Raw genomic sequence first — 25,985 nt, 5'->3', positions numbered from 1 at the left:
TGTTTAAGCACTCCTCGTCCCCACTAAATCGGTCAGATAGTCCCCAGCAGGATAGCGAAAGGGGACAGGTCCATCAGCTTCTCCGTCAATAAATTGCCGTACCTGCGGATCGCTATTTACCTGTAAGTCAGCAGGCGTTCCTTGTGCGATAATACGCTCACCTGCCACAATGTAAGCATAGTCGGCAATACTCAGTACTTCTGGCACATCGTGCGATACAACAATACAGGTTACGCCTAGCGCGCGATTAAGCTCATCGATGAGTTTAACCAAGACGCTCATCGTGATCGGATCCTGTCCAACAAAAGGCTCGTCGAACATGATCAAATCAGGTTCTAAGGCGATAGCCCTAGCTAAAGCAACGCGACGCGCCATCCCCCCGGATAATTCAGCAGGCATTAAGTTTTCAGCGCCACGTAACCCTACAGCTTCCAGTTTCATCATTACGGTAGTATGCAATAGCTCTGGGGGTAACTGCATATGTTCACGCAGCGGCCACGCGACATTATCGTAAACCGTCAAATCCGTAAATAACGCCCCAGATTGAAAGAGCATGCTCATTTTTTTTCGAGCTTGATACAGCTTGCTGCGAGATAAAGTTGGAATGTTCTGCCCATGGAACAGTATTTGCCCAGAATCCGGCGTGAGTTGCCCACCAATCAATCGCAGCAAGGTGGTCTTACCGATACCTGAAGGCCCCATAATCGCGGTTACTTTACCTTGTGGGACTGTCAGCGAGACATTATCGAAAATGGTACGTTTTCCCCGCTTGAACGACATATTTCGAACATCCACTAAAGGAGTCTGCGTCTGAACCATATCAACCTCATTGCATGGAGTGTGGTAAGTCAGGCTGGAATAGTAGCCAGATGACGGAATTCTACCGAAAGGAGAAAAAATTTTTTAATTAATTACGGCTTAAAATTTACTTTTTAGCTAAGTATCGTCAAAATTCCCAAAATTGTAGGCCTTAGACACCCTAATCTCCCCGTTTTTTGCGCTAACCAAGGAATATAGATGTTACTCTCAGCCATGCTGTTCATCGTTGGCTTATTTTTACTCGCCTATGGCAGTGATCGTTTAGTATTTTCTGCTGCGGTATTAAGTCGAATGCTGGGAATATCACCGCTCGTTATCGGGGGGGTTATTATAGGGCTAGGCACTTCGCTGCCAGAGATTATCCTGTCTTTTTCAGCTTCGCAGCAGGGATTACGAGAGTTAGCGGTCGGACTTGCGCTAGGGTCGAATATCATCAATGTCTTGCTGATCTTAGGCATTGCACTCGTTTTACGTCCCCTCTCGCTTCATTCAGCACTGTTAAGACATGAATTACCCTTGATGCTCTTGGTGACGGTACTTGCTGGCCTTGCGCTCATCAACCATCAATTAACCGTTTGGGATGGGCTAGCCTTATTGTTTGTCGCCACACTCTATCTCTATGGTATGTTTCGTCTCACCCAGCACACCTCATCGACAGTACCAGACCAGCTCACTCAAGAGCAGCTTTCTGCATTGCCCGATCAGCACATCTCCTTTGCCGTAGCATTACTATGGTTAGGGGTAGCGCTAATTCTACTGCCTGTTGCCACGCATATGATTGTAGATAATGCCTTGGTAGTCGCAAATTTTTTAGGACTGAGTCAACGCGTTATCGGACTCCTTTTTTTATCAATTGGGACTAGTTTACCTGAATTAGCTACCGTTGTCGTAGGGATGACGCGAGGACAACAGCACTTAGCAATAGGAAATTTAGTCGGTGCGCAGATCTATAATTTAGCCATCGTTTTGGGCATACCCGCTATTTTTAATCCGGGGGCTATTTCCGAAAAAGCCTTTAATTATGATTTTTGGCTAGTATTTATCTCAAGCTCACTATTAACTTTACTCTGCCTTAAACAAAATAAGGTTAATGGGCGTATTATGGGGATAATATTGCTTACTGGATTTTTAGGCTGGGCACTTTGGCTCTGCTGCCCGCTAAAGCTAGATATGACAAGCTAAGGATAATACTATGCATTTTCAGCCTGAAAACGAGAACATCAACTTTGTTGATGCAGGCAAAAAAGTATTGCGTATTGAACGAGAATGTTTAGAACAACTTGAAAAATTTATTAACCAAGACTTTACGACGGCGTGCAACATGATATACCGCTGCCTAGGAAAGGTCGTGGTGATGGGAATGGGAAAGTCTGGCCATATTGGTAGAAAAATTGCCGCAACCTTTGCGAGTACAGGTACGCCTGCTTTCTTTGTTCATCCCGGTGAAGCAAGTCATGGCGATTTAGGCATGATCAGTAAGAACGATATTGTTATCGCGATCTCGAATAGTGGCGAATCACAGGAAATCCTTGCGTTGATCCCTGTAATCAAGCGCTTGAATATTCCCTTAATTTCTATGACTGGACGACCTGAAAGTACTATGGCGTGTGCCGCACAAGTACACCTTTGTATTCAGGTTCCTTTCGAAGCTTGTCCTCTGGGCCTCGCGCCAACGAGTAGTACGACGGCAACACTGGTAATGGGTGATGCGCTAGCGGTAGCATTATTGGAAGCGAGAGGATTTACGCAAGAGGACTTCGCCCTCTCTCATCCAGGTGGCGCTTTAGGAAGAAAACTTCTGCTGCATGTGAGCGATATCATGCATTCTGGCGATGAAGTTCCTAATGTTTCTGAACACGCTTCGCTGCGCGATGCGCTGTTTGAAATAACGCGTAAAAAAATGGGGATGACCGTCATTACCAATACTCAGAATGAAATTATCGGTATTTTTACCGACGGCGATTTACGTCGAGTGATCGACTTGAGTATCGATCTACAAACTACACCTATCGCTCAAGTGATGACACGTGGGGGCATCCGCGTCTTTGCACAGATGCTAGCGGTAGACGCGCTAAATATTATGCAGCAAAAAAACATTACCTCTTTACTCGTTGAGGAGCAGGGAAAATTGACTGGTGTTGTACACTTGCACGATATGCTTCGTGCTGGCGTCGTATAAACAGGACTCACAACTTAATGAACGTAGAAAGCCACTTTGACTCATGTTACGGCCCAATTGCCACCGATATCATGCAACGCGCGGCAAATATTAAACTGCTCATCTGTGATGTCGATGGTGTTATGTCCGATGGTAATGTCTATCAAGGGAATTCCGGTGAGGAACTCAAAGCCTTCAATGTTCGAGATGGATACGGTATTCGCTGTCTATTAACGAGCGATATTGATGTTGCCATCATCACTGGACGTAAGGCAAAACTACTCGAGGATCGTTGTGCAACGCTCGGTATACAGTATTTATATCAAGGGCAATCGAATAAAGTGATTGCCTATCAGCAGTTACTCGACGATTTACAGTGCCATCCCTCGGAAGTTGCCTATATTGGCGATGACCTGATCGACTGGCCCGTCATGAAACTAGTTGGACTAAGTGTTGCCGTCGCCGATGCGCACCCGCTAATTCAGCAGAGAGCACACTACACCACAGGTATTGCGGGTGGACGGGGCGCAGTGCGAGAACTTTGTGATATTATCCTTATGGCACAAAACAAATTTGAACAAGCCGAAGGGTTATCAATATGAGTAACACGCGTAAATGGATACTAGGTCTGCTCGCGGTTATTGTGTTAGCGCTGATCGGCTGGAATATCTCCTCATCAGATAATCAACGCTCATCGGCGGCAGCGAATAACCAATCACCGACTTATACGAGTGAGACATCAAAGACGGTTGTCTACAACCCGCAAGGCGCTCTCGCCTATCGGCTGGTCTCACAGCAAGTCGAGTACTACGACGCGCAGCAGTTGACGTGGTTTACACAACCCGTTTTAACGACGTATGACGAAACTAAGCGTGCGACGTGGGTACTAACTGCTGATAAAGCAAAATTGACACAGGACAGAATGCTCTATCTTTATGGGCATGTTGTCATACAATCTCAACTCTCAGACTCGCGCTTACAACGCCTCACAACCGATGCTGCGCAGGTAAATTTAGTCAGCCAAGATGTCACGTCCAACGACAGCGTGAATCTACAAGGCATTGGATTTGAGTCTAACGGAATGAAACTACGCGGTAATTTACGCGCTAAAACAGCCGAGTTGCTTGAAAAGGTAAATACTTCTTATGAAATTCAAAAATAAATCTACACAACATCTACTTCTCGCGGGAAGTTTACTCGCGCTGAGTCTTCCTGCTTTAGCGGTAACGGGCGATTCAGATCAACCTGTACACATTAACTCTATTAATCAGTCACTGGATATGGATGGGAACGTTGCGACCTTCACCGGGAATGTCATCATCACTCAGGGGACGATTAAGATTCAGGCTGATAAAGTTGTCGTCACGCGTCCAGGCGGCGATAGTAAAAAAACACTGGTTGATGCCTACGGTAACCCTGCTACCTTCTACCAAATGCAAGACAACGGTAAACCGGTAAAAGGGAATGCCACCAAGCTGCATTATGATCTCGCGGCAGACTCGGTCCAATTAACAGGTAATGCCCATGTGCAACAGCTTGATAGCAATATTAATGGCGACCGTATTACCTACCTAGTCAAAGCACAAAAAATGCAGGCCTATAGCCAAGGCCAATCAAAACGCGTGACAACGGTATTAATCCCGTCACAATTACAGGATGACAAAAAGTCCTCTACCCCTAAAACCAGAGGTCAATAAGCCCTATGGCAACGTTAACGGCAAAAAACTTAGCGAAGTCCTACAAAGGCAGACAAGTGGTAGGCGACGTAAGCCTTGATGTAAAATCTGGCGAAATCGTGGGCCTTTTGGGGCCTAATGGAGCGGGAAAGACGACCACTTTCTACATGGTTGTCGGGATTGTTCAACGCGATGCTGGCCGTATTATCATCGATGACGAAGATATTAGCTTACTCCCTCTACATGCCCGCGCGCGCAGAGGGATCGGTTATCTTCCCCAGGAAGCGTCCATTTTTAGACGATTGAGCGTCTACGATAACTTGATGGCCGTCTTACAAATTCGTGATGACCTGAATAATGAACAGCGTAAAGCCCGCGCTGACGAACTGCTTAAAGAGTTTCACATTGAGCATCTTCGCAAAAGCTTAGGTCAGTCGCTATCGGGCGGAGAGCGCCGCCGCGTAGAGATCGCCCGTGCATTGGCAGCTAATCCTAAATTTATTTTATTGGACGAACCCTTTGCAGGTGTTGACCCGATATCGGTGATTGATATAAAAAAGATTATCGAACATTTACGCGATAGTGGCCTAGGTGTCTTAATCACAGATCATAACGTGCGGGAAACCCTCGCGGTGTGTGAACGCGCCTATATAGTTAGCCAAGGACAACTAATTGCTCACGGTACTCCAGAAGCGATTCTGAACGATGAGCAAGTTAAACGGGTTTATCTAGGAGAGGAATTCCGACTGTAGTCTCAGGCTGTTTTATAAATTTCTGGCAATTGGGTCTACGATGATGAAACAAAGTCTGCAATTCAGACTCAGCCAGCAGCTGGCGATGACACCTCAGTTGCAGCAGGCCATTCGCTTGCTGCAGCTCTCTACTCTTGAGCTACAACAGGAGCTGCAACTTGCCCTAGAGAGCAATCCATTACTTGAGCAAACTGACTCTCTTAGCGAAGTTGATACAATAGATGCTCCGGAAAGCGCTTCGCTCGATACCCGCGAAGCCTTAGAACAAAATGATATGCCGGCTGAACTCCCCCTCGATACCGAATGGGACTCTATTTATACAGCGGGCACGCCTTCCGGTACAGGGAGCGACTATCATCATGATGAACTCCCGATTTACCAAGGTGAGACAACACAGTCATTACAAGACTATCTGTCTTGGCAAGCAGACCTTACTCCTTTTACTGAGACGGACCGTGCGATTGCCGCATCAATTATTGACGCTATCGATACTACGGGGTATTTAACCGTTCCACTCACCGATATCCTTGAAAGCTTAGGTAACGATGAGTGCGATATTGAAGAGGTCGAAGCGGTACTAAAACGTATTCAGCATTTTGACCCGATCGGCGTTGGCGCGCGTGATCTTCAGGAAAGCCTCCTTACGCAGCTATCACAGTTCGCGACTGATACCCCTTACTTAGCTGAAGCGCGGTCAATCATTAATGAGCACCTCAGCCTGTTAGCCAATCATGATTTTAGAGGGCTGATGCGAGTAACTCGTCTAAAAGAGACGGTACTTAAGTCCGCAATGGCGCTCATTCAGTCACTCGACCCGCGCCCTGGACAATCAGTGAATACTGGTGAATCCGACTATGTCATTCCTGATGTGCTGGTGAAAAAGATCGGTAAAACATGGGAAGTTGAGTTGAACTCCGATAGCTTGCCTCGCTTAGGGATAAACCAGCACTATGCCTCGATGAGCGGCGGTGCGGTTAATGAAAGCGACAACCAATTTATTCGTAGCCATTTGCAAGAAGCACGCTGGCTAATAAAAAGTGTCGAAAGTCGTAATGAGACCCTGTTAAAAGTCTCACGTTGTATCGTCGAACAACAACAAGCGTTCTTCGAGTTGGGTGAAGAACATATGCGCCCGATGGTCCTCGCGGATATCGCTGAGGCGATAGAGATGCACGAATCGACGATTTCTAGGGTAACTACACAGAAGTTCTTACACAGCCCTAAAGGCATATTTGAGCTGAAGTATTTCTTCTCAAGTCATGTTAATACCGATAGTGGCGGTGAAGCCTCCTCGACGGCTATTCGAGCCCTCGTGAAACGCTTTGTTGCGGAAGAGAATGCCGCCAAGCCCTTGAGCGATAGCCGACTGACGACGCTCTTGTCTGAACAAGGTATTCTTGTCGCCCGTAGGACCGTTGCCAAGTATCGAGAATCCTTGGCAATTCCCCCGTCAAATCAACGTAAGCGATTAATGTAGCGTTATTGCGCAAGAGTGATAAAAAGCGCATAGTAAAATCAGTCATGTAAAATATTTGCCTGTATTAGGGGTTCTGTTACCATGCAGGCAAATTAATCAACGTCCTTAACCACAGTGTATGAGTTGACTCATCGTCAAACCATCAGCAAGTGAATATTATGAACAGCGATCTCCCCTTAGAATTAGGTAATGTGCTAACGCTTGATTGCACACGCAATAATGTAAACTGCCAAAGTAAAAAACGGGCGTTAGAAATAATTAGCGAAATCGCGGCAAGCCAGCTAAATCTACCTCACCAACTGATTTTCGAAACGATCCTTAATCGCGAAAAAATGGGTAGTACCGGTATCGGGGGAGGAATAGCTATTCCCCACGGTAAGCTAGACCAAGATACACTCCGCTCGGTCGGTGTATTCATTAAGCTTGAGCATCCTATTGCCTTTGACGCTGTAGATAACCAACCCGTTGACCTACTTTTTGCACTACTCGTCCCTGCTGGACAGTCTAAGACTCATCGCCATACGCTATCATTGATCGCTAAGCGACTCGCTAATAAAGCCGTTTGCCGACAATTACGCCAAGCAGACAGTGATGAGGCGCTTTATCACATTTTAATGGGTGATGCGGAGAACGAAGAACCTTAATCACCTCTTCTAGATTTACTCGTAAAAGGGCTGTAGGAGAAGAATATTCATGGCACTGATGATCGTCAGCGGTCGTTCTGGATCGGGTAAATCCGTTGCGTTACGCGCGTTAGAGGATATGGGTTTTTATTGTGTCGATAACCTCCCCGTAGAACTGCTGCCGGAACTTGCGGCTAACTTAGCGAAACGAGAGATTTCGGCAGCGGTGAGTATTGATATAAGAAATATGCCTGATTCTCCGCAACTTTTTGATGCGGTGTTAGACCGGCTTCATCTAGAGTTTTCTCCTCAACTTCTTTTCTTCGATGCCAATACTACGACGTTAATCCGCCGGTATAGTGATACGCGACGATTACATCCTCTGACCGCGCGGAATCTTTCCCTAGAAGACGCAATTCAGCAAGAGTCTGAGCTACTAGAGCCTCTGCGCTCCCGCGCAGACTTGGTGGTAGATACCTCAGAGATGTCAGTTCATGAGCTGGCTGAGATGCTGCGTACGCGTCTCTCGGGTAAACCTGAGCGAGAACTCACCATCGTATTCGAATCCTTTGGGTTTAAATATGGCCTACCGGTCGATGCAGATTATGTTTTTGATGTCCGATTTCTTCCTAACCCACATTGGGATGCAAAGCTTCGTCCGTTGACAGGATTGGATCGCCCAGTCTGTCAGTTTTTAGAGCGACACACCGATGTCCACCAGTTTATCTATCAGACGCGTAGCTACCTAGAGTTATGGCTTCCCATGCTGGAGAGGAATAATCGTAGCTATCTCACCGTCGCCATTGGCTGTACCGGTGGGAAACATCGCTCGGTCTATATCGCTGAGCAACTCGCGGATTACTTCGTTTCTCGTGGCAAAAATGTACAACGTCGGCACCGTACTTTGGAAAAGAAAAATCATGGCCATTAAGCAAACTGTCTCAATACAAAACAAACTAGGAATGCATGCTCGTCCTGCAATGAAACTCTTTGAATTGGTACAAAGTTTCGACGCAGAGGTCTTGTTAAGAAATGAGACGGGTACCGAGGCAGAAGCGAACAGCGTTATCGCTCTGCTGATGCTGGACTCGGCTAAGGGTGGGAAAATTGAGGTTGAAGCAAGTGGCCCCCAAGAGAAAGAGGCCTTACAAGCGGTTATTGAGCTTTTCGCTTCAGGGTTCGATGAAGAATAAACGCGCTTAGTATAGATGGTGCTGCGCTAAGAACGATTGTCCACCCAACTGATGCATCTGACGTATAATCCATTGCTGCCTCATTTGTATGTAGCGTGAGGGGGCTTGAACCTTAAAACGTGATGGCGCAGGTAAAACTGCGGCGAGCGCCGCAGCTTCTCGTTCAGTGAGTAGACGCGCGGGTTTGTGAAAGTAAGCTTGGGAAGCGGCTTCCACGCCAAATATTCCAGGCCCGAATTCGGCAATATTTAGATAAATAGTCAATATACGTTTCTTACGCCAGATAGCTTCAATACCCAGGGTCATCCCTGCTTCCACGGCCTTTCTCACCCAACTGCGTCCCTCCCACAAAAACATATTTTTCGCCGTTTGCTGCGATAACGTAGATGCTCCACGTAGATGAGTCTCGCCCTGTTGCGTGAGTACCGTTTTCACCGCGCCGAAATCAATGCCCCAATGTTCGGTGAACCGTTGATCTTCAGAAGCAATCACTGCCAATGGCATCCAAGGGGATATGTGATCCATACTGACCCAATCGGAGTGAGCACGATAAGTAAAATCACCCGTTAGCCATGCACCAATTTGCCGCTCAGCCATTACGGCTGAAAAAGGGACCGGAAGAAAAGTACACAGCACGACAACGACAACCCATAGTCCAATGCAGGCTAAGAGACCATGAGCAATACGCTTCTTAATCGCACCCCACCTGGTTTTATGTTTAATTTTCATTCGTTACGGTGACCCAGCCCTGTTATCGTCAATTTTCATCAGTGAGTATAAGAAGATTCGGGCTAAGAAGCGATATTACTCGCGCGTTACCCTTTTCCTTCGCTGCCTGGTAACGGTTTCATTTTGCCGTAACGATAAGGACTCGTTACCTGCTGAGTAAATGTTGAACAGTATTAATTAAATATTCGCCATAACGGCCATCGTTTGATACACTTAAAATTAACATATAGGCAACATAATAGTGATAAACGGTAATAGCCATAGATAAATAGGAGCGAGGCCTCTGGTCTCATAAAACGATCATTAGTTGATTATGTCTATTTAACATACAACACAATGGGTAAACCTATCGATCTTAGGGTTTTGAAAGGTAATAGGTTGGAACTACAAGATGATAACATGTGAAAATAGTTGCCTACCTCATATAACCCTTGATAATATAAGGTTATTAGGTATTAAGAGGATTTAACTATTCTTTTGAGGGTAGATAAACATTTTCTTAAGCTTTTTTTATCTAAATGCATTACTTATCTTAATGTTTTATAGAAATCGGTACCATTTATTTGTTACAGTAGAGGCAAGTACCCAATACCACTAAATAGCAAGGCGATTACTCTCAATAACGACTAATTATTATGCTATTTGGTTCTTTTTCCCTGGTGTTGGCGCAATCTTCGCGCACCCCGGTTTATCCGGGGTAATTTTTCTCTACGAACGACCTTCCAACCATCCCTTTAAAACGTCGACATCCTTTTTCCAACTGCTATGCAGTTCATCTACCCAATCTTGTACATTATCCCACCATGCTGGTAGATCTGGGGATTGAATTTGTTGAGCTATTTTTTGTAGATGTCTGAGGCCAATCGCCCCGGCCGCCCCCTTAATTTTATGACCTTGTTCAGCAATCTCGAGCTGATCTCTCGCCAGCATATTCGAGTCTAATACCTCTAAATAATCGGGCATCATTTTTTCAAACATCGCTAGACCATCGTGGATCAGTGAAGGGCCAACTAAAGTTAAGTACTGATCGAGCATCTCGGTATCAAGCTTCTCAGATAATTCGTGACTCAATGACAAGTTGGGCTCGATGGTTTGCGATGATTGAGGGTCCCAGAATTGCTTTATCGTTGCAGTGAGAGCGGGTACAGAAAGCGGTTTACTGAGCACACCATCAAGTCCAGCATTAAGATATTCACTCTTATTTTTTAATACATTCGCCGTTAAGGCGATTAGGGGAGGGAGTTGCTGAGCAGTGAAGCGTTCTTTAAGCTGGCTAGCCACTTGTAGCCCTGTCATATCCGGTAGCTGGATATCGAGTAGTACCATATCAAACTCATCAGGTTCGAAGAGATCGAGTGCTTGCTGTCCAGTCATCGCGACCTCGACTGAGCAGCCGAGCTTTTCGAGCACAGAACGCGCTACCACGACATTCAGTTCAATATCCTCGACAAGAAGAATATGGAGTGCAGGTAATAACCACTCGTCTTCCTCTAAAGTGACCGACTGTTCGCTAAGGATCTCTGGCGCAGACACGTCTAGGGTGAAGCATGCTCCTCGATGAGGCTCGCTTTCGACACGGATGCTTCCCTCCATCGCTTCAGCAATCCGGGCCGATACGGCTAGACCGATACCTGTCCCTGTCGCAGGCTTTCCACCCTGCTCGTCTTCGACCTGATAGTACATGGCAAAGATTTTATCCTGCTCAGATTGAGGAATACCGATACCTGAGTCTTGTACTGCAAAAGTAAGATGCTGAGCCTGATAACTTACTCGTATCGAGATTTCACCCTGCTTAGTGAATTTAACTGCATTACTGATCAAGTTCCATAAGATCTGCCGTAGACGAGTACCATCAGCCAGAACGGTTTGTGGTAAGGGTTCTTCCGCCTGCATGGTAAAAATCAACCCTTTAGGTTGAACCAGCAAACCAGCCAAATTTTCGAGATCGGCGATAAAATCTGTAAAATTTATCGGCTGACGATCAAGCTTGATGTTCTGACGCTCAATTTTATCCATCTCGATGACGTCGTTAAAAATATTCCCTAACGTTATCGCCGAAACATGAATAGTTTTTAAATAATTTAGCTGGTCTTGGTCTAGCTGAGTATCTAATAGGATGCGGCTCAGCCCGACGATACCATTTAGTGGGGTACGTAACTCATGACTGATCGTGGAGATAAATGTCGTCTTATCACGACTGGCATTCTCTAACGCTTCTTGATAACGCTTACGTTCAGTAATATCGCGACCGAAGCCCATCAAACCGTTTCGTTTACCGATGCGATCATAATAGGGGACCTTTCGGACTTCGAAACAGGATTTTTTCCCATCAGGGTAATGCAGCCATTGCTCATAAGTCAGCGCGATATTATGGCGGAATACCTTTTCATCGGTCTCAAGAATTTTCTCAGCAGCATCCGGCTCATAGACATCTTGCGGTGTAAGGCCAATGAGTTGTTGTTCGCTCTTACCGGTTAGAAGTTCCAGCGCGCGGTTACAGCCTGAAAATTGGCGGTCAATATTCCGATAAAAGACTAAGTCCGGAGACGCATCTAAAAATGAACGCAAGAACGATGACTGCTGCTCAAGTTCGGTTTGAGCTTGGATACGCCCTTCCATCTCCTCCTCAAGCTTAAGAATGGCACGCTCGCGGGCTTGTTCAGCATTTCGACGCTCGGTAATCTCTTGATTCAATTGCGTAATGGATTGTTGCATCTGCTGATTAAGCTGCAGGTCACGATCACGCATCTCTTCCAACTTATCAACTAATCTTGCCAAACGCTGGCGAGATTCCTCCAGTTGGTCAACCACAACGGAAAGAAAATAGACTGCCCAAGGAGTAATCAGTAATCCAAAAAATATCGAACGTACGACGTCTATTGATTCAACATGTCCATGAAGAAGAAGTGTTACCGCCATTTGCACAATCATCGCTAATACCACTAGGGCGGAGGCGAGAAGTAGAGAAAAGCGAACGAGGCCAAGTTTGACCATGAGATCAACGTAATACTGCGCTAAAAGGCGGATATGTTTCATAATCACTCCATCATCGAGGAGCGTACATGATAGCGTAAAATTAGTACGGGAGCAGAAGATTAGAGCGTGAATTTAAATGCCAATCATTTGCATTTAAATTCATAATAGACGTTTGTTATTGCATTAACTTCCCCTCTAAACTAAAAAAGCACGTTAGACTTAAAATAGTAAAAAAAATCAAAAAATGCCGATTAGGCAATATAAAACACTAGTATTTACCTACATTCCAGCGCCGAGACTAAATATTTAGCCTGCACCATAGTGATACAGCTCACATAATAGCGATGCACCATAACAAGGCAAATAAGCAAAATAACGATAAAAATACATTTAAATCATAGTGATACATAAAAACACCTAATGAAACATTTGTTACCTTACGAATTTGACCTCGCTCATGTTTCCCGATAAGTTGGGATTTAACTGGTAGCTATCTGTGCGGAAGGCAATACCACCGCTCAATTTCAGCAATTAACGTTCCCTGTAGGCGCCCTTTATTCGCCGCAGTGGTTAGCGCGAATTAGCTCTCCTAACCATTACCCTAGCCCATGCAGCGTTATCTGTAGCAAAGTGCTGGAAAAAGGGCCGCAGAGCCCGTGGAGGTTGTCTCAATGTTGTATGATAAATCCTTCGAGAAGGATAACTGTGGCTTTGGGCTCATCGCTCATATAGAAGGCGAGCCCAGCCATAAAGTCGTTAGAACCGCTATCCACGGCTTAGCCCGAATGCAGCACCGTGGTGCTATCCTGGCTGATGGTAAAACGGGTGATGGGTGCGGACTTCTTCTACAAAAGCCGGATCGCTTCTTTCGTTATATAGCAGAAACCCAAGGCTGGCAGCTGGCGCGTAATTACAGCGTAGGGATGCTATTTCTAAGTAATGACCCTGAAGAAGCGGCTATTTCACGCAAAATTATCGAAGAAGAAGTGTTACGCGAAACGCTTTCTGTAGTCGGGTGGCGCGAGGTTCCTATCAATCGTGACGTTCTAGGTGAAATCGCGCTTTCCTCACTACCAGTAATTGAACAAATTTTTATTAACGCCCCCGCAGGTTGGCGTCCTCGTGATATGGAAAGACGCCTCTACATGGCGCGCCGCCGTATCGAAAAGCGGGTTGAAGCGCTGGGGGATAGTGATTTTTATATCTGTAGTCTGTCTAATCAGGTCAATATCTATAAAGGCTTATGTATGCCTGCCGACCTGCCGCGCTTCTACCTTGATTTGGCTGACTTGCGCCTTGAATCCTCTATCTGCCTATTCCACCAGCGGTTTTCGACTAATACTGTACCACGCTGGCCACTCGCTCAGCCTTTCCGTTATATGGCGCATAACGGTGAAATCAATACCATTGCGGGTAACCGTCAATGGGCAAGAGCTCGCGCCTATAAATTCAATACGCCACTGATCCCCGATCTGCATACCGTCGCGCCTTTCGTTAATGAAACGGGCTCCGACTCCAGTTCCATGGATAATATGCTGGAGCTCTTTTTAAACGGTGGTATGGACTTAGTGCGTGCCATGCGTTTACTCGTGCCACCTGCTTGGCAAAATAACCCTGATATGGATCCGGATCTACGCGCCTTTTTCGATTTCAACTCCATGCATATGGAGCCTTGGGATGGACCTGCCGGTATAGTGATGTCTGATGGCCGCTATGCTGCCTGTAACCTTGATCGTAATGGCCTACGGCCTGCGCGCTATGTGATTACCAAAGATAAACTGATCACCTGTGCCTCAGAGGTCGGGATCTGGGATTATCAACCCGATGAAGTGGTTGAAAAAGGCCGTGTCGGTCCAGGAGAACTGATGGTGATCGATACGCGCAACGGCCGTATTCTTCACTCAGCCGAAACCGATAATGATCTCAAGATCCGCCATCCCTATAAAGCCTGGATGGAAAAGAACGTTAAACGGCTAGTACCTTTTGAAGAACTGCCTGAAGACCAAGTCGGTAGCCGTCAACTTGATGATATACAGTTGGCCACTTGGCAAAAACAGTTTGCCTATAGCAGTGAAGAACTCGACACGATTATCCGTGTGCTTGGCGAGAATGGTCAAGAAGCCGTTGGATCGATGGGCGATGACACGCCATTTGCCGTATTAAGTAGCCGACCACGCATTATCTATGATTATTTTCGTCAGCAATTTGCACAGGTGACCAACCCCCCTATCGATCCATTACGTGAAAATCATGTGATGTCGTTAGCGACGTGTATTGGACAAGAGATGAACGTCTTTTGTGAAGCGGAGGGTCAAGCGCACCGTGTCAGTTTTAAATCGCCAATCCTACTTTACTCAGACTTCTCACAGTTAACGCAACTGGATAGCCAATACTATCAGGCAGATACCCTGGATTGTACTTTCAATCCTACTGAGGAGAACTTAGAAGCTGCCATTCATCGTTTGAACGATCGCGCTGAAGAAATGGTTCGTTCAGGAACCGTGCTACTAGTACTTTCCGATAGAAACATTGCGGTAGATCGACTTCCTGTCCCTGCCCCAATGATCGTCGGTGCTGTCCAAGCTCGGTTAGTAGAGAAAAACCTGCGTTGCGATGCCAATATTATTGTTGAGACGGCATCCGCCCGCGATCCTCATCATTTCGCCGTACTACTAGGATTTGGCGCTACGGCAATCTATCCGTGGCTAGCCTATGAAACCTTAGCTAAGATGGCCGATAGCGGCATTATCGATCATGATTACCGTAAAGCGATGTTGAACTACCGGAATGGTATCAACAAGGGCTTATATAAAATCATGTCTAAGATGGGAATATCGACAGTTGCTTCTTATCGCTGCTCCAAATTATTTGAAGCGGTGGGGCTACACACAGATATCACCACACTCTGCTTCCAGAATGTTACCAGCCGGATCGGCGGTGCCAATTTCGACGATTTTGAACAAGACTTGGTGAACTTGGCCAAGCGCGCATGGTTAGCACGTAAGCCTCTCGATCAAGGTGGACTGCTGAAGTACGTCCATGGTGGCGAATATCATGCCTACAACCCCGATATCGTTAATAGTCTACAACGCGCGGTCGAAAGCGGAGACTATGCCGATTACCTCAATTATTCTCAGCATGTTAATAACCGCCCTACCGCTACCTTACGCGACCTATTGGCCTTAAATCCGACAGGAGAGGTTATCAATGTTGATGAGGTAGAACCGGCTAGCGAACTCTTTAAACGTTTCGATACCGCAGCGATGTCGATCGGCGCATTGAGCCCAGAGGCCCATGAAGCGTTAGCAGAAGCAATGAATAGTATTGGTGGTTTCTCTAACTCTGGTGAAGGCGGAGAAGATCCCGCGCGCTATGGAACTAATAAAGTTTCCCGTATTAAACAGGTGGCTTCGGGTCGTTTTGGTGTAACCCCAGCTTATCTGGTTAATGCCGACGTGATTCAGATTAAAGTTGCGCAAGGTGCAAAACCTGGTGAGGGTGGGCAGTTACCCGGCGATAAGGTGACGCCTTATATCGCGCGTCTACGCTATTCAGTACCCGGCGTTACGCTCATTTCGCCACCTCCGCATCACGATATCTACTCGATAGAAGACTTAGCACAACTTATTTTCGACTTAAAACAAGTCAATCCTAGTGCGCTAATCTCCGTGAAATTGGTCTCTGAACCCGGTGTAGGAACCATCGCCACTGGTGTAGCAAAAGCTTACGCCGACTTAATTACTGTCGCAGGCTACGATGGCGGTACCGGCGCTAGCCCGCTGACATCGGTAAAGTATGCCGGTTGCCCTTGGGAGCTTGGACTAGTCGAGACTCAACAGGCCCTGGTTGCCAACGGATTACGTCACAAGATCCGCCTACAAATCGATGGTGGGTTAAAGACCGGATTAGATATCATCAAGGCCGCTATTCTCGGCGCCGAAAGCTTTGGCTTTGGCACCGGCCCGATGGTTGCGCTAGGCTGCAAATACTTACGTATTTGCCACCTTAATAACTGTGCAACGGGCGTAGCAACCCAAGACGAGAAATTACGTAAAAATCATTACCATGGGCTGCCGTTCAAAGTGACCAACTACTTTGAATTTATCGCCCGGGAAACGCGTGAAATCATGGCCTCTTTAGGAGTGAGTCGTCTTACCGACCTAATAGGACGTACCGACCTACTGACGGCTTTAGAAGGTTTTACCGCGAAACAACAAAAACTCAACTTAGGATCGCTACTCGAAACCGCAACACCAGTTCCAGGTAAAGCATTGTATTGTACAGAGTCGAATCCTCCTTTTGATAAAGGAACGCTTAACAAAGAGCTGATGGAACAAGCACTGCCTTACATTGAAGCGAAGCAGAGCAAACACTTCTACTTTGACGTCAAAAATACGGATCGCTCAGTGGGGGCAACGTTATCCGGGGCGATTGCTAAGCGTTATGGGGATCAAGGTCTGGCAAGCGACCCAGTCCAAGTTCACCTCAATGGGACTGCAGGTCAAAGTTTCGGTGTGTGGAACGCGGGTGGCTTAGAGATGCTCCTGACGGGCGATGCTAACGACTATGTTGGGAAAGGCATGGCGGGCGGTCTACTCGCGATCCGTCCACCTATGGGGTCAGCATTCCGTAGCCATGAAGCGACTATCGCAGGGAACACCTGCCTGTATGGCGCGACGGGCGGCAAACTCTTCGCTGCTGGTCGTGCAGGAGAGCGTTTTGCAGTCCGTAACTCGGGAGCTATCACCGTCGTAGAGGGGATCGGCGATAATGGCTGCGAGTACATGACGGGTGGCGTTGTCTGCGTAATGGGTCGTACTGGCGTTAACTTTGGCGCAGGAATGACCGGCGGATTTGCTTACGTGCTTGATGAGGACGGTGAGTTCCGTAAGCGAGTAAACGGTGAATTAGTTGAGGTGTTGGATGTCGCATCGTTGCCTATCCATGAAGAGCACCTACGCGGACTCATCACTGAACATGTCCAATATACACAGTCGAGTCGTGGTGAGGAGATCCTCGCACATTGGTCGAATTGGGCTGAGAAATTTATGCTGATCAAACCGAAGTCTAGTGATGTAAAAGCATTACTTGGCCACCGTAGTCGGTCAGCGGCAGAACTTCGGGTACAGGCGCAGTAAGGAGCTAAGATGAGCCAAAATGTTTATCAATTTATTGACTTACAGCGTGTAGACCCGCCAAAAAAGCCGCTGCAACTCCGTAAAATCGAATTTGTTGAAATCTATGAGCCCTTCTCTGAAGGGCAAGTCAAAGCGCAGGCCGATCGTTGTCTGGATTGCGGAAACCCTTATTGTGAGTGGAAATGTCCGGTTCATAACTACATTCCCAACTGGCTAAAACTGGCTAATGAAGGTCGAATTATTGAGGCGGCTGAACTGTCGCATCAGACCAACAGTCTGCCCGAAGTCTGTGGCCGAGTATGTCCGCAAGATCGCCTGTGTGAAGGTTCTTGTACGCTGAATAATGATTTCGGTGCCGTCACGATCGGTAATATCGAACGCTATATCAACGATAAAGCGATGGAGATGGGTTGGCGTCCGGACATGTCGCAGGTTAAATCGGTCAATAAGCGCGTGGCAGTGATCGGTGCTGGACCTGCCGGCTTAGCCTGTGCGGATGTGCTGACCCGTAACGGCGTACAGGTTACCGTCTTTGATCGCCATCCTGAGATTGGTGGACTACTCACTTTCGGTATTCCGTCTTTCAAACTCGAGAAAGAGGTCATGATTAAACGCCGCGCACTATTCGAAGGGATGGGCATGGAGTTTCGCCTCAATGTCGAAGTCGGCCAAGATATCACCATGCAGAGCCTTATCGATGAGTACGACTCCGTATTCCTTGGGGTGGGGACTTATCAGTCGATGCGAGGTGGTTTGAGCAACGAAGATGCTCAAGGGGTTTATGACGCGTTACCTTTCCTTATCGCCAACACTCGTAAAACGATGGGCTTTGAGGCGCTGGCAGAGCAACCCTATCTCGATATGCATGCTAAACGCGTGGTCGTGCTTGGCGGTGGAGATACCGCGATGGACTGCGTGAGAACCTCCATTCGTCAAGGCGCCTCTAACGTCATCTGTGCCTATCGACGCGATGAGGCGAATATGCCAGGCTCTCGCCGCGAAGTAAAAAATGCACGAGAAGAAGGCGTCGATTTTCAGTTTAACCTGCAGCCCTTAGGCATCGAGATTGATGGTAGTGGAAAAGTTGCCGGTGTGAAAATGGTACGCACAGAGATGGGCCCTGCCGACGCAGCTGGACGTCGGCAAGCTCAACCGGTAGCGGGATCAGAGCATGTCATCCCCGCTGATGCGGTCATCCTTGCCTTTGGTTTTCGCCCACACAGTATGCCTTGGTTAGATGAGTTTAACATCGAATTTGATACAACGGGTCGGATCATCGCTCCAGAAAGTGCAGAGACACCTTTTCAGACGAGTCATCCTAAGATATTTGCAGGGGGTGATGCGGTGAGGGGATCTGATCTGGTGGTGACGGCCATCGCTGAAGGTCGAAAAGCGGCTGAAGGGATCTTGGATTATCTAGAAGTCTAAATTCTATCTCTGAGGGAATAAAAAAGAGCGCCTATGCGCTCTTTTTTCGTTATTTAACGACTCGTAGGGCAGGACGCCCCCCTTTCGGTGGCGGAGTGTCATCATCACCCTCGTCGCTATCCGAGGATTCAGCGTCACCGTCACCCTCGACAACCGACATTTTCGGCTCATGAGACGTTGCTTTATCTGCGCCAACCTCAATATCATCGTACTGAGGTTCTGGCTCGAACATAGTCCCTGCGCCGTTTTCACGTGCATAGAGAGCCATAACGGCTGCCAACGGAACGAAAACTTGGCGAGGAACACCCCCGAATCGCGCATTGAAACTCACAAATTCGTTACCAAGTTCTAAGTTCCCGACTGCACGAGGAGCGATATTAAGAACGATTTGTCCATCACGCGCAAATTCTAAAGGAACTTCCACGCCCGGTAGATTAATATCCACGACCAGATGTGGCGTTAGCTCGTTATCTAATAACCAATCGTAGAACGCACGCAATAGGTACGGGCGGCGTGCAGTCAAATTCGTCATATCCATAAATATAAGCCTCGATTAGAGACGCATTTCACGCTCAGCTTCAGTCAGAGAAGCGAGGAATGAATCACGTTCAAAAACACGATTCATATAGCCTTTAAGATCTTTAGAGCCAGTTCCTGATAAATCAACACCTAAAGACGGTAAACGCCACAATAGTGGAGCAAGATAGCAATCGACTAAGCTGAACTCTTCACTTAAGAAATAGGGGGTACGCGCAAACAGAGGCGCAATAGCCAATAGCTGCTCACGGAGTTGTTTACGTGCCGCATCTGCCTCGTCACCTGAGCCCTGTTGAATTTGGAACAGCAGGCTGTACCAGTCTTGTTCGATACGATGCATCATTAAACGACTTTCGCCGCGCGCAACAGGATAGACCGGCATGAGTGGTGGATGGGGGAAACGCTCATCCAAATACTCCATAATGATTTGAGACTGATACAACGTCAGCTCACGGTCAACCAGAGTCGGGACCGTACAATACGGGTTGAGATCGATCAGATCTTGTGGAAGATTTGACTTATCCACCTGTTCAATTTCTACACTCACGCCTTTCTCAGCCAGTACAATACGTACTTGGTGGCTATAGATATCAGTGGGTCCAGAAAACAGTGTCATTACCGAACGTTTGTTGGCAGCGACAGCCATGAAAACCTCCACATATACGAATAAGAGCTGCGATTAACCATCTAGACTACAGATGGCAGACAATAGACCATAAACTGCGCGATAGTTTACCAGAAATAGAAGGCTTTGTGGGTAACCTTTCAATCTTGCTGCTAACTTTGCTAATTTAATGAGGTATTGCGAGGAAAAGGAGCGGATCGACGTTAGCTGCGTATCATTACTTCACTGCAATCGGTATTCCATTCCAAATAAAAAACCCGCCGAAGCGGGTTTCTTGGAAAAAACATCGCTGCAGAGCAGCAATGAATTAACGCTTAGAGAACTGTGGACGACGACGTGCTTTACGCAGACCGACTTTCTTACGTTCAACTTCACGCGCATCACGAGTAACAAAGCCCGCTTTACGTAGTTCAGAACGCAGAGATTCGTCATATTCCATCAGAGCGCGAGTGATACCGTGACGGATCGCTCCTGCCTGACCAGAAATACCACCACCTTTAACAGTGATGTACAGATCCATTTTACCAATCAAATCAACCAGTTCCAGAGGTTGACGCACGACCATGCGTGCAGTCTCACGACCGAAATACTGCTCTAAAGAGCGTTGGTTGATTACGATGTTTCCGCTGCCCGGCTTAATAAAGACGCGTGCGGAAGAGCTTTTGCGGCGACCTGTGCCGTAGTTTTGAGTTTCAGCCATTGCCATTGATCCCGATTAAATGTCCAGAACTTGCGGTTGCTGTGCCGCATGGTTGTGCTCGTTGCCCGCGTAAACTTTCAGTTTACGGAACATTGCACGGCCCAGAGGGCCTTTCGGCAGCATGCCTTTTACCGCGGTTTCAATGACACGCTCAGGAGCACGAGCAATCATTTCTTCAAAGGTCGCTTGCTTGATACCACCGATGTGACCAGTGTGGCGATAGTAGATCTTGTCGCTACGTTTGTTACCAGTTACGGCAACTTTCTCAGCGTTAAGAACGATGATGTAATCACCAGTATCTACGTGCGGAGTGAATTCCGCTTTATGTTTACCACGCAGACGACGAGCCAGTTCAGTCGCTAAGCGACCTAATGTTTTGTCAGTTGCGTCAACAACATACCAGTCGCGTTTGACGGTTTCTGGTTTAGCTGTAAAAGTTTTCATCTAAAAGCTTACCCAAATATAAGTTACACGTTGGTGAAATCCCAAACGCTATTAACGGTTGAGGCTCACACGACCATTTTGCCAGTAAGCCTACCCCTTCGGATAGAACTACCGGAACACAAAGGTTTTTGGGAATAAAACCATTTGTTGTAACGTGGGGTCGCAAGATTATAAAGAAGTCGACATCAAAAATCGACCTCTTTTATCATTAATTCGCAACTCCACGTGTATTTCTGCCTTACGGCAAATGAGCAAGACGCAAATATTCTTCGCTTTGCATCTCCTGAAGACGAGATAAGCAGCGTTGGTATTCAAATTTCAATTGATTACCTTGATAGATATCTTCCAACACGACTTGCGCAGAAACGACGAGTTTAACATGTCTTTCATAGAATTCATCTACCATTGCAAGAAATCGACGTGCTTGATCTTCATTCGCACTCGTTAACTGTGGGACATCCAGCAACAAAACGGTGTGAAACTGCTGAGAAAGCGCAATATAGTCATGCTGGCTTCGGTTTTCCCCACACAGGACGCTAAACCGAATCGCTAATACTCCTTCTGCGACGTGCTCGGTTTTCATCTCCCGGTGATTGATCGCAAGTATCGGTGTAGGGGCTAGTGCAAAATCACTCCCAGAAAGATTTTTGAATAAAGCCGCAATCGCCTGATCGGTATCCTCATTGATCGGTGATTTCCATAGGTGAGCAGCCGTTAACGCACGCAAGCGATAATCGACACCTGCATCTACGTTCATCACTTGGCAATGCGTTTTTATTTGTTCGATAGCGGGTAAAAATCGCGGGCGCTGTAACCCATTACGATAGAGTTCATCAGGGGGAATATTTGAGGTCGCCACTAAAGTAATCCCGCGTTCGAACAAGGCTTCCATCAATGTGCCAAGCAACATCGCATCGGTAATATCCGAGACGAAAAACTCATCGAAACACAGCAGATCTGTTTGCTCACGAAAACGTTCAGCGATAATCAGTAATGGGTCACTATGACCTTGTAGCTGGCTCAGCTCCTCATGAACGCGCAACATAAAACGGTGAAAGTGTAACCGTAGCTTACGATCGCCAGGCACTGACTGGTAGAACATATCCATAATCCATGTTTTACCACGTCCTACTCCCCCCCACATATACAACCCCGGCACAGGCGCTGCATCGGCCTCTGTCCGTTGAAAAAATTTAGAAAAGCGTCCTAAGAACCCTTTCTTATCCGCTGATGTCGGGCCAGTGTGCTGACGTGCAATTAACGCTTTTTGGATACTATCGAGTTGAGTTACCGCCGCTTTTTGCACAGCATCAGGCTGGTAATCGCCCTGTTCGATGGCTTGTTGGTAACGAGCCAGTGGAGAAATGGTTTGCATAGTGGGTACCGTTAAGAAATTCGAAGACGACAATCACAACCTTGAAATTTGCTCTACATTACGCCAGGTTAATGCAGGATTCCACATCCTGAGCATTAACAGGTATAGTGAAGTAAACTATTTTCGACTAGCATCTTACTTAGAATGGGTAAATGTTTATCGTCATCCCCTTAACACAACGGATATTATGGGAGTCATTATGACCTGGGAATATGGGCTGATCGGATTAATTATTGGTGCAATCATTGGGGTAGTCCTCACGCGTTTCGGTAGCCGTAAGCTGCGGGATCAACACGCATTACAGTACGAATTAGAAAAAACTAAAGACGAACTAAAAGAGTTAAAACAGGAGCTTAACGGCCACTTTGTACGTAGCGCTGAATTACTTGAAAACATGTCTCAGAATTACCAAGAACTCTACCAACATATGTCGAGCACGACGAAAGAGCTGCTTCCTGAACAAGCGTCACAAAGCAATCCTTTCGTGTGGCAGCAAACAGCTAAAAATGGCGAAACTGAAAACACCTTAGCGGAAATGCCTCGCGATTATTCTGAAAAATCGTCAGGACTACTAAGAAGCTCTACCACTGATAAATAATCGTCGGGGTCATTGATGAAAAAGAATCGTACACCCTTAGCGCTAGCAATAGCGCTGAGTATAAGCTTAGGGTTGACCTACCTACCTGCCTCGTATGCGAACTTACCTGCACAAGTAGGTGATCAACCGCTTCCCTCACTGGCGCCTATGCTGGCAAAAACGCTGCCCTCTGTCGTGAGCGTGCAAGTGAGTGGTACGACAACGGAAGATCAAGACCAACAGATCCCTGAACCCTTAAAACGTTTTCTTGGTCAATCACCTCAACAGCAGCAACCCCAGCCTTTTCAAGGATTGGGCTCGGGCGTGATCATCGATGCTAAAAATGGCTACATCCTCACCAATAATCACGTTGTGAATGGTGCCGATAAAATTACGGTGCAGTTGGGCGATGGAAACGAATATCCTGCAAAATTAGTCGGTCACGATAGCCAAACCGATATCGCACTTATTCAAGTCAAAAATGCTAAAAATCTAGTACAAATCAATGTTGCAGACTCCGATGCGCTACAAGTCGGCGATTTTGCTGTGGCGATCGGTAATCCTTATGGATTAGGCCAGACAGCCACCTCAGGGATCATTTCGGCCTTAGGTCGTAGCGGCTTGAATATCGAAGGCCTAGAGAACTTTATCCAAACCGATGCCGCGATTAACCGTGGTAATTCGGGTGGCGCGTTGGTGAATTTGAAGGGGCAGTTGGTCGGGATTAATACCGCTATTCTTGCCGCGAGTGGCGGTAATATTGGTATAGGTTTCGCTATCCCTTCCAATATGGCAATGAACCTTGCACATCAGCTGATCAAAAACGGGAAGATTTCGCGTGGACAACTTGGGCTCAAAGGGACAGAGATGTCTTCCGATATGGCTAAAGCTTTTCACGTTGACGTCCAACGTGGGGCTTTCGTGGCGGAAGTTCTGCCAAACTCTGCCGCGGCCAAAGCCGGCATTAAAGCCGGTGATATCATCACCGGTTTGAATGGCAAACCGATTACCAGCTTCGCTGAACTGCGCGTTAAAGTGGGTACCAGTGCGCCAGGCGATAAAGTCACGCTCACCGTTCTGCGTGATGGCAAATCAATCAATGTGGACGTCATTCTTGAGCAAGGCGCTCCGGATGCGACCCCTATCACTATAGATAACCCTGCTTTACAAGGCGCTCAATTTAGTGATGGACTGACGCTGGATAAGGCAAAAGGCGTTAAAGTCGATAGCGTTGCACCCGCTAGTCCAGCCCAGCAGATTGGACTTCACACCGGTGATGTAATCACTGCCATCAATCGTCAGCGAGTAGAGTCGGTCGAGGGCATGAATAAAATACTAACCACCAAACCACCTGTCATCGCAATGAGTGTTATGCGCGGTAAAGATAATCTATTTTTACTGCTTCGCTAGACGTAATTAGGGTAGGTACAGAGGTGCGTACCTACCCTTCTCATGCTATCCTGCACCTATCTCCCCCTTCGTAACGTTACTAGCATGTTATTTAAATTACTCCGCTCAGCGCTTATCGGCCTCGTGGTCGCTATTATCCTACTTACTGGCATGCATTACTTGCGTGGTGGCGAAGCACTGTTTTCGAGTAATGAAACACCTACCAACATGCAAGAATCGGTATTTAGTTTTAGTCAGGGGGTACGCCGCGCCGCGCCGGCTGTGGTTAATGTTTATAATCGCAATTCACAAACTCAAGGCCGTAAAGATTTCACCACCTTAGGCTCCGGTGTCATTATGAACCAGCGGGGTTACATCCTGACCAACCGCCATGTCATCAGCAATGCTGATCAAATCATCGTCGCGTTACAAGATGGCCGCTTTTATGAAGCCACGCTCGTCGGTTCCGATGCGATGACCGATCTGGCGGTCTTGAAGATCTCTGCCCCAAGTCTACCGATTATTCCCATTAATGATCACCGTAACCCACACATCGGTGATGTCGTGATGGCGATCGGTAACCCTTACAACCTAGGCCAAACCGTTACTCAAGGGATCATTAGCGCTACAGGTCGAGTCGGCCTCAGTTCATCGGGTCGCCAGAACTTTCTGCAGACTGACGCCTCAATCAATCAAGGTAACTCTGGTGGTGCATTGATCAACTCATTGGGCGAGTTGATGGGTATCAATACCCTCACTTTCGATAAGAGCAATGATGGCGAAACACCTGAGGGGATCGGTTTTGCTATCCCTACCACTTTAGCGATTAAAATCATGAATAAGCTTATTCGTGATGGCCGCGTTATCCGTGGTTTTATCGGTATCACTGGCAGAGAAATTCCCCCGATGCACGAACAGGCAAATAGCTATGAGAAGTTACAGGGAATTATCGTTACGAAAGTTACAGGGCCAGCCGAATTAGCCGGGCTTAAGCCTAATGATCTACTACTCAGCGTTAATAATAAACCCGCTGTCTCTGCGCAAGAGACCATGGATCAGGTGGCTGAAATTCGTCCTGGATCAGTCATTGATGTGCAAATATTGAGGCAAGGGCAGAAGAAACTTTTACCTGTTACCATCCAAGAGTTTCCGCAAGATAGTAACTAATCCCCCTCTCCCAGCGGTCGTTTTAGTTTTGAATAATGAGTCGTTTCACGGAGGAATTGGGGAATTTTTTGTTAAGTACGACCTATGGTATTCAGGTTTTTATTCACAATAATCTCCCCCTACTCCAAGTAATAATGGGATATAATAAGTAGATAGTGATGCTTATTAAGATTAATTCTCTATAAGTTCTTTTTTAACGTAG

General features: G+C 46.9%; 23 protein-coding genes. 15 read left to right on the top strand and 8 right to left on the bottom strand.

What is annotated here, in order from left to right; all coding sequences use genetic code 11:
* Nucleotides 1-3: 3 nt before the first annotated feature.
* Complete coding sequence (mlaF, locus tag HGT70_RS00445) at nucleotides 4-819, bottom strand: phospholipid ABC transporter ATP-binding protein MlaF (protein WP_071433589.1); 816 nt, start codon at nucleotides 817-819, stop codon at nucleotides 4-6.
* A gap of 198 nt (nucleotides 820-1,017) precedes the next feature.
* Between mlaF and HGT70_RS00440 the strand changes: the two genes are divergently transcribed.
* From HGT70_RS00440 to npr, 10 genes are all read left to right on the top strand, one after another.
* Complete coding sequence (locus tag HGT70_RS00440; RefSeq protein ID WP_214194598.1) at nucleotides 1,018-2,001, top strand: calcium/sodium antiporter; 984 nt, start codon at nucleotides 1,018-1,020, stop codon at nucleotides 1,999-2,001.
* A gap of 10 nt (nucleotides 2,002-2,011) precedes the next feature.
* The gene (kdsD, locus tag HGT70_RS00435; protein WP_214194597.1) at nucleotides 2,012-2,998 is read left to right on the top strand and encodes an arabinose-5-phosphate isomerase KdsD; all 987 of its coding nucleotides are present in this window, start codon (nucleotides 2,012-2,014) and stop codon (nucleotides 2,996-2,998) included.
* A gap of 17 nt (nucleotides 2,999-3,015) precedes the next feature.
* The gene (kdsC, locus tag HGT70_RS00430; RefSeq protein ID WP_071433583.1) at nucleotides 3,016-3,579 is read left to right on the top strand and encodes a 3-deoxy-manno-octulosonate-8-phosphatase KdsC; all 564 of its coding nucleotides are present in this window, start codon (nucleotides 3,016-3,018) and stop codon (nucleotides 3,577-3,579) included.
* The gene (gene lptC / locus HGT70_RS00425) at nucleotides 3,576-4,139 is read left to right on the top strand and encodes an LPS export ABC transporter periplasmic protein LptC (protein ID WP_071433581.1); all 564 of its coding nucleotides are present in this window, start codon (nucleotides 3,576-3,578) and stop codon (nucleotides 4,137-4,139) included. The genes kdsC and lptC overlap by 4 nt, the downstream gene beginning before the upstream one ends.
* A complete protein-coding gene (lptA, locus tag HGT70_RS00420) occupies nucleotides 4,123-4,674 on the top strand; it encodes a lipopolysaccharide ABC transporter substrate-binding protein LptA (protein ID WP_214194596.1) in 552 nt (183 codons plus the stop codon). The genes lptC and lptA overlap by 17 nt, the downstream gene beginning before the upstream one ends.
* 5 nt (nucleotides 4,675-4,679) lie before the next feature.
* The gene (gene lptB / locus HGT70_RS00415) at nucleotides 4,680-5,405 is read left to right on the top strand and encodes an LPS export ABC transporter ATP-binding protein (RefSeq protein ID WP_071433577.1); all 726 of its coding nucleotides are present in this window, start codon (nucleotides 4,680-4,682) and stop codon (nucleotides 5,403-5,405) included.
* Between the two features lie 43 nt (nucleotides 5,406-5,448).
* Entirely contained in the window at nucleotides 5,449-6,882 is a 1,434-nt protein-coding gene (rpoN, locus tag HGT70_RS00410; RefSeq protein ID WP_214194805.1) for an RNA polymerase factor sigma-54, read from the top strand.
* 158 nt (nucleotides 6,883-7,040) lie between these two features.
* Nucleotides 7,041-7,526, top strand: coding sequence for a PTS IIA-like nitrogen regulatory protein PtsN (ptsN, locus tag HGT70_RS00405; RefSeq protein WP_198363434.1), 486 nt, complete (start codon nucleotides 7,041-7,043; stop codon nucleotides 7,524-7,526).
* A gap of 49 nt (nucleotides 7,527-7,575) precedes the next feature.
* Entirely contained in the window at nucleotides 7,576-8,436 is an 861-nt protein-coding gene (gene rapZ / locus HGT70_RS00400) for an RNase adapter RapZ (RefSeq protein WP_214194595.1), read from the top strand.
* Nucleotides 8,426-8,698 carry a PTS phosphocarrier protein NPr gene (npr, locus tag HGT70_RS00395; protein ID WP_071433573.1) on the top strand — a complete coding sequence of 91 codons (273 nt, stop codon included), beginning with the start codon at nucleotides 8,426-8,428 and terminating at the stop codon, nucleotides 8,696-8,698. The genes rapZ and npr overlap by 11 nt, the downstream gene beginning before the upstream one ends.
* 6 nt (nucleotides 8,699-8,704) lie before the next feature.
* Here the strand turns inward: npr and mtgA are convergent, their stop codons facing one another.
* Together mtgA and arcB are read right to left on the bottom strand one after the other, a co-directional pair.
* Nucleotides 8,705-9,427, bottom strand: coding sequence for a monofunctional biosynthetic peptidoglycan transglycosylase (mtgA, locus tag HGT70_RS00390; protein ID WP_214194594.1), 723 nt, complete (start codon nucleotides 9,425-9,427; stop codon nucleotides 8,705-8,707).
* Nucleotides 9,428-10,135: 708 nt separating this feature from the next.
* Nucleotides 10,136-12,463 (bottom strand): aerobic respiration two-component sensor histidine kinase ArcB, encoded by a 2,328-nt coding sequence (gene arcB / locus HGT70_RS00385; protein WP_214194593.1) that lies wholly within the window; start codon nucleotides 12,461-12,463, stop codon nucleotides 10,136-10,138.
* Between the two features lie 611 nt (nucleotides 12,464-13,074).
* Between arcB and gltB the strand changes: the two genes are divergently transcribed.
* Nucleotides 13,075-17,541, top strand: a complete 4,467-nt coding sequence (gltB, locus tag HGT70_RS00380) for a glutamate synthase large subunit (RefSeq protein ID WP_214194592.1) — start codon at nucleotides 13,075-13,077, stop codon at nucleotides 17,539-17,541.
* A gap of 9 nt (nucleotides 17,542-17,550) precedes the next feature.
* Nucleotides 17,551-18,969, top strand: coding sequence for an FAD-dependent oxidoreductase (locus HGT70_RS00375; protein WP_214194591.1), 1,419 nt, complete (start codon nucleotides 17,551-17,553; stop codon nucleotides 18,967-18,969).
* A gap of 49 nt (nucleotides 18,970-19,018) precedes the next feature.
* Here the strand turns inward: HGT70_RS00375 and sspB are convergent, their stop codons facing one another.
* The 5 genes from sspB to zapE form a co-directional block, all read right to left on the bottom strand.
* Entirely contained in the window at nucleotides 19,019-19,507 is a 489-nt protein-coding gene (gene sspB, locus HGT70_RS00370; protein ID WP_071433564.1) for a ClpXP protease specificity-enhancing factor, read from the bottom strand.
* A 15-nt stretch (nucleotides 19,508-19,522) separates the two neighbouring features.
* Nucleotides 19,523-20,152, bottom strand: a complete 630-nt coding sequence (sspA, locus tag HGT70_RS00365; protein ID WP_071433562.1) for a stringent starvation protein SspA — start codon at nucleotides 20,150-20,152, stop codon at nucleotides 19,523-19,525.
* 286 nt (nucleotides 20,153-20,438) lie between these two features.
* The gene (rpsI, locus tag HGT70_RS00360) at nucleotides 20,439-20,831 is read right to left on the bottom strand and encodes a 30S ribosomal protein S9 (protein WP_071433560.1); all 393 of its coding nucleotides are present in this window, start codon (nucleotides 20,829-20,831) and stop codon (nucleotides 20,439-20,441) included.
* Between the two features lie 15 nt (nucleotides 20,832-20,846).
* A complete protein-coding gene (rplM, locus tag HGT70_RS00355; RefSeq protein ID WP_071433558.1) occupies nucleotides 20,847-21,275 on the bottom strand; it encodes a 50S ribosomal protein L13 in 429 nt (142 codons plus the stop codon).
* Between the two features lie 238 nt (nucleotides 21,276-21,513).
* Complete coding sequence (gene zapE / locus HGT70_RS00350; protein ID WP_071433556.1) at nucleotides 21,514-22,650, bottom strand: cell division protein ZapE; 1,137 nt, start codon at nucleotides 22,648-22,650, stop codon at nucleotides 21,514-21,516.
* A gap of 199 nt (nucleotides 22,651-22,849) precedes the next feature.
* Between zapE and zapG the strand changes: the two genes are divergently transcribed.
* From zapG to degS, 3 genes are all read left to right on the top strand, one after another.
* Nucleotides 22,850-23,248: a Z-ring associated protein ZapG gene (gene zapG, locus HGT70_RS00345; RefSeq protein WP_071435205.1), complete on the top strand. Its 399-nt coding sequence runs from the start codon at nucleotides 22,850-22,852 to the stop codon at nucleotides 23,246-23,248.
* Between the two features lie 15 nt (nucleotides 23,249-23,263).
* Entirely contained in the window at nucleotides 23,264-24,637 is a 1,374-nt protein-coding gene (locus HGT70_RS00340) for a Do family serine endopeptidase (RefSeq protein WP_214194590.1), read from the top strand.
* A gap of 84 nt (nucleotides 24,638-24,721) precedes the next feature.
* Nucleotides 24,722-25,783, top strand: coding sequence for an outer membrane-stress sensor serine endopeptidase DegS (gene degS / locus HGT70_RS00335; protein WP_214194589.1), 1,062 nt, complete (start codon nucleotides 24,722-24,724; stop codon nucleotides 25,781-25,783).
* The last annotated feature ends 202 nt before the right edge of the window (nucleotides 25,784-25,985 follow it).

Origin of the sequence: Rosenbergiella collisarenosi, assembly GCF_018494085.1 — a bacterium.
GTDB classification, from domain to species: Bacteria; Pseudomonadota; Gammaproteobacteria; order Enterobacterales; family Enterobacteriaceae; genus Rosenbergiella; species Rosenbergiella collisarenosi.
The sequence above is the reverse complement of the archived record's forward strand: the minus strand, read 5'-3'. Positions and strand labels throughout refer to the sequence as shown.